The organism is Polaromonas sp. (assembly GCF_039932935.1).
GTDB lineage: Bacteria > Pseudomonadota > Gammaproteobacteria > Burkholderiales > Burkholderiaceae_C > Polaromonas.
Genome location: NZ_JBDTPB010000036.1, coordinates 1 through 8,632, shown reverse-complemented (window position 1 = coordinate 8,632; position 8,632 = coordinate 1). Strand labels below are relative to the sequence as shown.

The 8,632-nt window shown below is 59.5% G+C and carries 10 protein-coding genes and 1 tRNA gene; 8 read left to right on the top strand and 3 right to left on the bottom strand.

Going from position 1 to position 8,632, the window contains the following annotated elements:
• The 7 genes from ABI546_RS05885 to ABI546_RS05855 all read left to right on the top strand — a co-directional run.
• Positions 1 to 285 (top strand): iron-sulfur cluster assembly scaffold protein (locus ABI546_RS05885; RefSeq protein WP_348045047.1); only part of this gene is annotated, 285 nt, incomplete at its 5' end.
• Between the two features lie 46 nt (positions 286 to 331).
• Positions 332 to 655 carry an iron-sulfur cluster assembly protein IscA gene (gene iscA / locus ABI546_RS05880; RefSeq protein ID WP_074575253.1) on the top strand — a complete coding sequence of 108 codons (324 nt, stop codon included), beginning with the start codon at positions 332 to 334 and terminating at the stop codon, positions 653 to 655.
• Between the two features lie 76 nt (positions 656 to 731).
• Positions 732 to 1,250: a Fe-S protein assembly co-chaperone HscB gene (gene hscB / locus ABI546_RS05875; RefSeq protein ID WP_348045044.1), complete on the top strand. Its 519-nt coding sequence runs from the start codon at positions 732 to 734 to the stop codon at positions 1,248 to 1,250.
• Positions 1,251 to 1,551: 301 nt separating this feature from the next.
• Entirely contained in the window at positions 1,552 to 3,414 is a 1,863-nt protein-coding gene (hscA, locus tag ABI546_RS05870) for a Fe-S protein assembly chaperone HscA (protein ID WP_348045042.1), read from the top strand.
• A gap of 14 nt (positions 3,415 to 3,428) precedes the next feature.
• Complete coding sequence (gene fdx, locus ABI546_RS05865; protein WP_348045040.1) at positions 3,429 to 3,767, top strand: ISC system 2Fe-2S type ferredoxin; 339 nt, start codon at positions 3,429 to 3,431, stop codon at positions 3,765 to 3,767.
• A 54-nt stretch (positions 3,768 to 3,821) separates the two neighbouring features.
• Positions 3,822 to 4,529 carry a DNA polymerase III subunit epsilon gene (gene dnaQ, locus ABI546_RS05860; RefSeq protein ID WP_348045038.1) on the top strand — a complete coding sequence of 236 codons (708 nt, stop codon included), beginning with the start codon at positions 3,822 to 3,824 and terminating at the stop codon, positions 4,527 to 4,529.
• Between the two features lie 46 nt (positions 4,530 to 4,575).
• Positions 4,576 to 4,650: transfer RNA gene (locus tag ABI546_RS05855), tRNA-Val, on the top strand.
• Positions 4,651 to 4,732: 82 nt separating this feature from the next.
• Here ABI546_RS05855 and ABI546_RS05850 read toward each other — a convergent pair.
• The 3 genes from ABI546_RS05850 to ABI546_RS05840 form a co-directional block, all read right to left on the bottom strand.
• Positions 4,733 to 6,418, bottom strand: coding sequence for a PhoH family protein (locus ABI546_RS05850; protein ID WP_348045036.1), 1,686 nt, complete (start codon positions 6,416 to 6,418; stop codon positions 4,733 to 4,735).
• 178 nt (positions 6,419 to 6,596) lie between these two features.
• A complete protein-coding gene (locus tag ABI546_RS05845) occupies positions 6,597 to 7,073 on the bottom strand; it encodes a peroxiredoxin (RefSeq protein WP_122956864.1) in 477 nt (158 codons plus the stop codon).
• Positions 7,074 to 7,195: 122 nt separating this feature from the next.
• The gene (locus tag ABI546_RS05840; protein WP_348045034.1) at positions 7,196 to 7,594 is read right to left on the bottom strand and encodes an Mth938-like domain-containing protein; all 399 of its coding nucleotides are present in this window, start codon (positions 7,592 to 7,594) and stop codon (positions 7,196 to 7,198) included.
• A gap of 196 nt (positions 7,595 to 7,790) precedes the next feature.
• On the opposite strand from ABI546_RS05840, the gene ABI546_RS05835 reads away from it, so the two are divergent.
• Positions 7,791 to 8,632, top strand: an 842-nt coding sequence (locus ABI546_RS05835; protein ID WP_348045032.1) for an aminotransferase class I/II-fold pyridoxal phosphate-dependent enzyme, incomplete at its 3' end; no start/stop codon positions are given.

The window sequence follows — 8,632 nt, the reverse complement described above, 5'->3', positions numbered from 1 at the left end:
CCGGCTTGCGGCGACGTGATGAAGCTGCAGATCAAGGTCAACCCGGTGACGGGCGTGATCGAAGATGCGCGCTTCAAAACCTATGGTTGCGGATCTGCGATCGCGTCCAGTTCCCTCGTGACCGAGTGGGTCAAGGGCAAGACGCTGGACGAAGCGGCGAGTATCAAGAACAGCGCGATTGCTGAAGAGCTTGCTCTGCCGCCGGTCAAGATTCACTGCTCCATCCTGGCGGAAGACGCCATCAAGGCCGCCGTGAACGACTACAAACAAAAGCACGCGCACTGATCAACGCATTCCCGTTACCCGCCGCCTGTTCCTTCTCGAGTGATTTATGTCCGTTACCCTCACTGATGCTGCTGCCCGACACGTGACCCGCTACATGACCAAGCGCGGCAAGGGTGTGGGCGTTCGCCTTGGCGTGAAGACCACCGGTTGCTCCGGCTTGGCTTACAAGCTGGAATATGCCGACGAGATCGCACCCGAGGACGTCGTGTTTGAAGACAACGGCGTCAAGGTGCTGGTTGACCCGAAAAGCATGGCCTACATTGATGGCACCAAGCTTGATTTTGTGCGCGAAGGCTTGAACGAAGGCTTCAAGTTCATCAACCCCAACGAGCGTGACCGTTGCGGTTGTGGCGAAAGCTTCCGGGTTTGACGGGCGAGCGGTCTATCGCGTGCTGCACCCTTACCAAAGCCGCCTCCACTGATTGTGCTGGCGGCTTTTTCTCTGCATGAATCTTCAATCCAACGACTTCGAACTTTTCGGCGTGCCGCAGCGGTTCGCGCAGGACCGTGCGGCGCTGGACGCGCGCTGGAAGGACCTGCAGCGCGAGGCGCATCCCGACAAGTTCGCAGCTCAGGGCGCTGCCGCCCAGCGCGTGGCCATGCAGTGGTCGGTGCGCATCAATGAAGCCTACCAGCGATTGAAGGATCCGCTCAAGCGGGCGAGCTATCTGTGCGAACTCAATGGCGCGCCCATCAATGCCGAGAACAACACCGCCATGCCGCACGATTTCCTGGTGCAACAAATGCAGTGGCGTGAAGCACTTGACGATGCCGGGACGATCGAAGATTTTGAGAAAATCGCGCTGAAAGCCACAACTGACGAGCGCAAGCAGCTATCAAAAATAGAGCAACTGCTGGACGCCGACAAGGACTTTCCCGCCGCCGCCCGGCAAGTCAGAAGCCTTATGTTTATTGAGCGCTTTGTCAGTGAGGTTGATGCGCGCATTGACCAACTGGGACAATAGGAACCTGTTCAATGTCTTTTTGGAGTCGCACAAGTACCTTTTCGGGATGGGATGCAAGGCGCGGTGCACCGCCAATAGCTAGGCTATTGGCAAGCGCCGCAACGCCGCAGACCGCCCGAAAAGGCACTGGCCCGAAGGGTTGGAGTGAAATCGAGCGATTGGACGCCCCGGCCGCTTGCATGGGCATCTGCCCATGCGGCGCATCCGAAGCATCCACTCATCCCGATTGCACTCCAATGCGATCTCCAAAAAGACATTGAACAGGTTCCAAGGCATTACAGAAAAAGTACGACACCCGCGCATGGCACTCCTGCAAATCTCCGAACCTGGCCAGGCGCCAGACCCGCACCAGCGACGCATCGCGGTGGGCATTGACCTGGGCACCACGCATTCGCTGGTGGCCAGCGTGCGCAGTGGCGTCTCAGAATGCTTGCCGGACGAGGAGGGACGGGTGCTGCTGCCCAGCGTGGTGCGCTACCTGGACGGCGACAAGCGGCAGATCGGCTATGAAGCCCTGGCCGCGCAAGTGGAAGATCCGCGCAACACCATTTCCTCCGTCAAACGCCTGATGGGCCGCGGCATCGACGATATTGGCAGCCGCGCCCAGCTGCCCTACGAGCTCAATGACAAGCCCGGCATGGTCACGCTGCAAACGGTCGCGGGTGAAAAAAGCCCGGTCGAGATCAGCGCCGAGATCCTGGCCACGTTGCGTTACCGCGCGGAAGACACCTTCAGCGACGACATCTACGGCGCTGTCATTACCGTGCCGGCCTACTTTGACGATGCCCAGCGCCAAGCCACGAAGGATGCCGCGCAGCTGGCCGGACTCAACGTGCTGCGCCTGCTCAATGAGCCCACTGCGGCCGCCATTGCCTATGGGCTCGACAACGCGAGCGAGGGCGTTTATGCCGTTTACGATCTGGGCGGCGGCACCTTTGATATTTCCATCTTGCGCCTGACGCAAGGCGTGTTCGAAGTGGTGGCCACTGGCGGCGATTCCGCATTGGGCGGTGACGACTATGACCGCGCGCTGGTCGACTGGGCGCTGGCCAAGGCCGGTCTGGCGGCAGACGCCCTGACACCATCGGACAAGGCCGCTCTGCAGCGCACTGCCCGCAACTGCAAGGAGGCGCTGTCAGCTACCAGCCCGGTACCTTTTTCAGTGCAGCTTGCCAAGGCGCTCATCAACTTTGAGCTGAAGGCAGAAGACTTTGAAACCGCAACAGCCCACCTGACTCAGCGCACACTCACGGCCGTCCGCAAAGCGCTGCGCGACGCCAAGCTCACGAAGGAAGACATTCAAGGTGCCGTACTGGTGGGCGGCTCCACGCGGATGCCGCAGGTGCGCAAGGCGGTCGCCAGCTTTTTCGGGCGTGAACCGCTGGTGAACCTCAACCCTGACGAAGTGGTGGCGCTGGGAGCCGCCATTTCCGCCAACCAGCTGGCCGGCAATAACACGGGCGCAGACCTCTTGCTGCTGGACGTTATTCCGCTGTCGCTGGGTATTGAAACCATGGGCGGGCTGGTCGAGCGCATCGTGCCGCGCAACCAGACCATTCCTACAGCCATGGCGCAGGACTTCACGACCTACCAGGATGGCCAGACGGCCCTAGCCCTGCATGTGGTGCAAGGTGAACGTGATCTGGTCGCCGACTGCCGAAGCCTCGCGCGTTTCGAGTTGCGCGGCATTCCGCCCATGGTGGCTGGCGCTGCACGCATCCGCGTGACGTTCACGGTCGATGCCGATGGGCTGCTCAACGTCAACGCCAAAGAGCAGGTGAGCGGCGTCGAAGCGCGCATTGACGTGAAACCTTCCTACGGCCTGTCTGACGATGAAATTGCGCGCATGCTGCAAGACAGTTTCTCCACCGCGCAGCAAGACATGCAGGCCCGGGCCCTGGCCGAAGCCCAGGTCGACGCGGACCGCATGATTCTTGCGACGCAAGGCGCCCTGGCTGCGGACGCCGACCTGTTGAGCCCCAATGAACGCGCGCAGATCGATAGCTTGATCGTCGGCTTGGCGGACACGCGTGCGCACGGTGATGCGGCTGCGATAGAAGCGGCCACGCAGGCGCTGGCCAAAGGTACCGAAGGGTTTGCCGCCCAGCGCATGAACCGGGGCATCAAGCAAGCCCTGGCCGGTAAAAACATCGAGGCGGTTTGAGCCGTACTGACAACATGCCCATCATCAAAATACTGCCCCATCCTGAGTATTGCCCGCAGGGCGCTGAAATCAGCGCACCGGCCGGCACGTCAATTTGTGAAGCCTTGCTCGACAACAAGATCAACATCGAGCATGCCTGCGACCTCAGCTGCGCCTGCACGACCTGCCACGTTGTTGTGCGTGAAGGCTTCAAGTCGTTGAACGAACTTGATGAGAGCGAAGAAGACTTGCTGGACCGCGCATGGGGCCTGGAGCCCAATTCACGCCTGAGCTGCCAGGCTTTTCTGGCCCAGTCCGACGTGACGGTGGAGATCCCCAAATACTCCATCAATCACGCAAAGGAAAACCACTGAGTCTCCAGAGAAAACGGGGCCAGACCGGACCTCGACGGAGGCGATAATCCAGCCATGCGTCAAATTGTCCTGGACACTGAAACCACCGGTCTTTCCGCTGAAAACGGCGACCGCATCATCGAAATCGGCTGCGTTGAACTGGTGGCCCGCAAGCTTACCGGCAACAACCGCCACTTCTACCTGAACCCCGAGCGCGACAGCCACGAAGACGCGCTCAAGGTTCACGGCATCAGCAACGAGTTCCTGAAAGACAAGCCGAAGTTTTCTGCGGTGGCCGATGAGTTGTTGGCCTACCTCCAGGATGCCGATGTCATCATCCACAATGCGCCGTTCGATGTGAGCTTCCTGAACAAGGAGCTGGAACTCATCGGCAGGCAGCCCATCAAGCATTGCGTGGCGAAGGTTACAGACAGCCTGATGATGGCCAAGGAGTTGTTTCCAGGAAAACGCAATTCGCTTGATGCCTTGTGCGACCGGCTGGAAGTCGACAATTCAGGTCGTACGCTACACGGCGCTTTGCTGGACGCCGAACTGCTGGCGGATGTGTACATCAATCTCACCCGTGGCCAGAATGCGCTGGTGATGGACGTTGGCGACAACGCCCGCGAAGGCGACGGTGGTGTGCCGCTGATTGACCTGAGCACCTTTGATCTGCCGCTGCTGGCTGCCAATGACCAGGAGATTGCCGAGCACGACAAACTGCTGGTGGATATTGACAAAGCCAGCAAGGGCAAAACGGTCTGGCGGGTTTTGGCGGCCTGAACGCGAAAGCAGGCCGAAACAGCATATAATCTTAGGCTGACCAATAGGGCGGTTAGCTCAGGGGTAGAGCACTGCATTCACACTGCAGGGGTCGCAAGTTCGAAACTTGCACCGCCCACCAGAATTTGAAGAACAAAAAAGGCCAAGTCTTGCGACTTGGCCTTTTTTCATTTCGGCGCCGTTCAGCGCCGTTTTTCTCTGGCTTAGAGCACTTCGCTCGCAAAATCAGCCAGCCGCGAGCGTTCGCCACGCGCCAGCGTGATGTGCCCGCCGTGCGGCCATCCCTTGAAACGGTCCACGGCAAAGGTCATGCCGGAAGAGCCTTCCGTCAAATAAGGCGTGTCGATCTGCGCCAGGTTGCCCATGCAGATGATCTTGGTGCCCGGGCCTGCCCGTGTGATCAGCGTTTTCATCTGCTTGGGCGTCAGGTTTTGCGCTTCATCAATGATGACGTACTTGTTCAGGAAGGTGCGGCCCCGCATGAAGTTCATGCTCTTGACCTTGATGCGCGAGCGGATCAGCTCATTGGTGGCGGCGCGGCCCCATTCACCCGAGCCGCTGTCGGTTTTGCCCAGCACTTCCAGGTTGTCGTCCAGCGCGCCCATCCACGGGCCCATTTTTTCCTCTTCGGTGCCAGGCAGGAAGCCGATGTCCTCACCTACGCTGACCGTGGCCCGCGTCATGATGATTTCCGTGTAGCGGCGGTCGTCCAACACCTGGGTGAGGCCGCTGGCCAGCGCCATCAGCGTCTTGCCTGTGCCAGCCGTACCGGCCAGTGTGACGAAGTCCACTTCCGGGTCCATCAGCAGGTTCATGGCGAAGTTCTGCTCGCGGTTGCGCGTGGTGACGCCCCAGACGGCATTTTTGAGGTGGTTGTAGTCTTTCAGAGTCTTCAGGACTGCGGTTTTGGCGCGGATTTCCGTCACGCGGGCATACAGGGGGGGCTCGCCGGGGGCTTCAAAAAACACAAACTGGTTGATCAGCAGGCTGCCCACGATGGGGCCGGTGATGCGGTAGAACGTATGGCTGCCTTGCTGCCAGCTCTCGACGGTTTTGCTCTGGCGCGTCCAGAAGTCTGCCGGCAAGGCCAGCGAGCCCGAATACAGCAGGTCGCCGTCTTCCAGGGTTTTGTCGTTCTGGTAGTCGTCTGTGGCCAGGCCCAGGGCACGCGCCTTGACGCGCATGTTGATGTCCTTGGACACCAGCACCACCTCGCGCGGCGCATATTCCTTGCGCAGCGCTTCCACCACGCCCAGGATCTGGTTGTCGGCCTTGCCCTGCGGCAGGCTCACGGGCAGCGTGTAGTCGAGAGGTTTGGTCTGAAAGAACAGGCAGCCCCCGGCCTCGCGGTGCCCCGTGGTGTCCAGCTTCAGGCCTTTGGCAATGTCGGCGCCCTGGGTGCCTGCCAGTGCGTCCAGCGTGCGGCTGGTCTGGCGGGCGTTGCGCGCCACCTCGGTCATGCCTTTTTTGTGGCCGTCGAGTTCTTCGAGCACGATCATGGGCAGGAAGATGTCGTGTTCTTCAAAACGGAACAGGCACATCGGGTCGTGCATCAGCACATTGGTGTCGAGCACAAACAGCTTGGTGGGGCCCGTGTGTTTCGCCTTTTTGGGTTTGCTGGCCGGCTGAGGCAGGGCGATGCTCTCTTTTTTATAGCTGCTTGCGCCCGTCCTTGAAGGGCTGGAAGGCTCTTTTGCCTGAAAAGCTGATGGATGCTGGCTTCCTTCGCCTGCGGCGCGGCTGTCGAACAGGTCCATCACTGGCGGTTTTTGGGCGGATTCAGCGCTTTCAGTCTTGCGGGCGACTTTGGACGGCGAGCGGGCAGGCGCGTCAAGCGCGTCGGGTGAGAGCAGGGCGGCACGTTTGGTCGGGGCGGGAGGCAGGGGCATAGTGCTTAAAACTCTCTAAAAAAGAAGGGTTCCAGAAGCGAAAAAGCCGCCTTGAAACCAGGGCGGCTTGTTCTTTGGGCGCAGTTGCGAAGGTCAACAGCATGAGTTCATTATGCACAACTCAGGTGACAGGGCAATCCTTTGCAATTCTTTGTTGCTAACTGGCCTCAGGTCAGTTTCAGGCAGCTTTTTTGAGGGCCTTGACGGCCTTGAGCACGTCGTCCACATGGCCGGGCACTTTGAGGCCGCGCCACTCTTCTTTCAGCTGGCCGTCGGCGCCGACCAGGAAGGTGCTGCGCTCAATGCCTTTGACCTTTTTGCCGTACATGATCTTGTTCTTGACCACGCCGAACATATGGCACATTTTTTCCTCGGTGTCGGCGATGAGTTCGAACGGAAGCTCAAGCTTGGACTTGAACTCGTCGTGGGACTTCATGTTGTCGCGCGACACGCCGAACACGGTGGCGCCGGCTTTGACGAAATCCTTGTAGCGGTCGCGGAACTGCATGGCCTCGGTGGTGCAGCCCGGTGTGTTGTCCTTGGGGTAGAAGTACAGAACGACGACCTTGCCGAGATGGGATGTGTTGGAAACCTTGAGGCCACCGGTGGCGATCGCTTCAAATTCGGGGAGTGGTTTATTGACGACGACTGCCATACTGAGTAGACCCTGACGAAAGTAGTTGTAATTAGCCGTGCCTTGTGGCGACCGGCCCAGGAATCAATCCTGGATGAGGTGCCAAGTGCAACCCTAGATTTTACCCTGAAAGAGATGCCGTTTCAGCTCTGTGTTCCTTCTGTTTCAATCAGCAGGGCTGCGACCACTTGCCGGCCTTCGCCTGCCAGGATGTTGTAAGTGCGGCAGGCCGCCAGCGTGTCCATGGTCTCAACACCTATGCGGCGCTCCATCAGAATGCGCAAAAAAGCCGGCGGCGGAAAGCGCAGGCGGGAACCGCTGCCGAAGACCACAAGCTCGGGCTGTGTCTCGGCTAACAGGGCGAAATGGTCCGCTGTGAGCTGCTCAAAGCGCGTGCAATTCCAGTCAAACTTTTCCCCACGGGAGCCAATCACGATGCTGTGTTCGATTTTTTCCGCCACGCCGTTGCTTCCCAGCCCGACCCATCCGGGGCCGTAACCAAGAATGGACTGGACATCGAGGCGGTCTGGCTGAAGTTTCATGCGGGGTCGGTCCGGCGTTGTGATGGTGCGGAAGTCGTTGCTACACAGGAGCGTTTGCCGGGTTTTACGGGCGAAAACGCTGTTTTATGTGGTCAAATTATAGATTCCGCCCGGATTTCCCGCCCAAGTGCTGGCGTTCTTCCCCGTTGCCAGCAGGGTGGGTCCTGAGGCTCGGCTCCCATACCTATAAAACCGCATGAAATCGATCACCAAATCCGCCAAGCTGGCCAATGTGCTGTATGACATCCGCGGCCCGATCATGGACGCCGCCAAGCAGATGGAAGAAGAAGGCCAAAAGCTCATCAAGCTCAATATTGGCAATCTGGCGGTATTTGGTTTCGATGCGCCCGAAGAAGTCCAGCAGGACATGATCCGCAACCTGCCTGCCTCGGCTGGCTATTCGGACAGCAAGGGCATTTTTGCGGCACGCAAGGCCGTGATGCACGAAACGCAAAAGCAGGGCATCAAGGGTGTGACCCTCGATGACATCTACCTCGGCAACGGCGCGAGCGAGTTGATTTCCATGGCCACCAACGCGCTGCTGGACAACGGCGACGAGCTCCTGCTGCCCGCGCCTGACTACCCCTTGTGGACCGCGTCCACCAGCCTGTCGGGCGGCACGCCGGTGCACTACCTGTGCGACGAAAGCAACGGCTGGATGCCCAATCTGGACGATATTCGCGCGCGCATCACGCCGCGCACCAAGGCCATTGCCGTCATCAACCCGAACAACCCCACGGGTGCCTTGTACTCTGACGATCTCCTCAAAGGCATTGTTGCCATCGCCCGCGAACACGGCCTCGTCATCCTGGCAGATGAGGTCTATGACAAGGTCCTTTACGACGATGTGAAGCACACCGCCATCGCCAGCCTGTCCACCGATGTGCTCACGCTGACCTTCAACTCGCTGTCCAAAAGCTATCGCTCATGCGGCTACCGTGCCGGCTGGCTGGTGGTGTCCGGCCCCAAAAAGCAGGCGCAAGACTACATCGAAGGCCTGAACATGCTGGCCAACATGAAGCTGTGCTCCAACGTGCC

Coding starts and splice junctions, on each gene's coding strand:
- hscB (WP_348045044.1), top strand. CDS start 732: ATGAATCTTCAATCCAACGACTTCGAACTTTTCGGCGTGCCGCAGCGG.
- iscA (WP_074575253.1), top strand. CDS start 332: ATGTCCGTTACCCTCACTGATGCTGCTGCCCGACACGTGACCCGCTAC.
- ABI546_RS05840 (WP_348045034.1), bottom strand. CDS start 7,594: ATGAAACTTCAGCCAGACCGCCTCGATGTCCAGTCCATTCTTGGTTAC.
- ABI546_RS05850 (WP_348045036.1), bottom strand. CDS start 6,418: ATGCCCCTGCCTCCCGCCCCGACCAAACGTGCCGCCCTGCTCTCACCC.
- dnaQ (WP_348045038.1), top strand. CDS start 3,822: ATGCGTCAAATTGTCCTGGACACTGAAACCACCGGTCTTTCCGCTGAA.
- hscA (WP_348045042.1), top strand. CDS start 1,552: ATGGCACTCCTGCAAATCTCCGAACCTGGCCAGGCGCCAGACCCGCAC.
- fdx (WP_348045040.1), top strand. CDS start 3,429: ATGCCCATCATCAAAATACTGCCCCATCCTGAGTATTGCCCGCAGGGC.
- ABI546_RS05845 (WP_122956864.1), bottom strand. CDS start 7,073: ATGGCAGTCGTCGTCAATAAACCACTCCCCGAATTTGAAGCGATCGCC.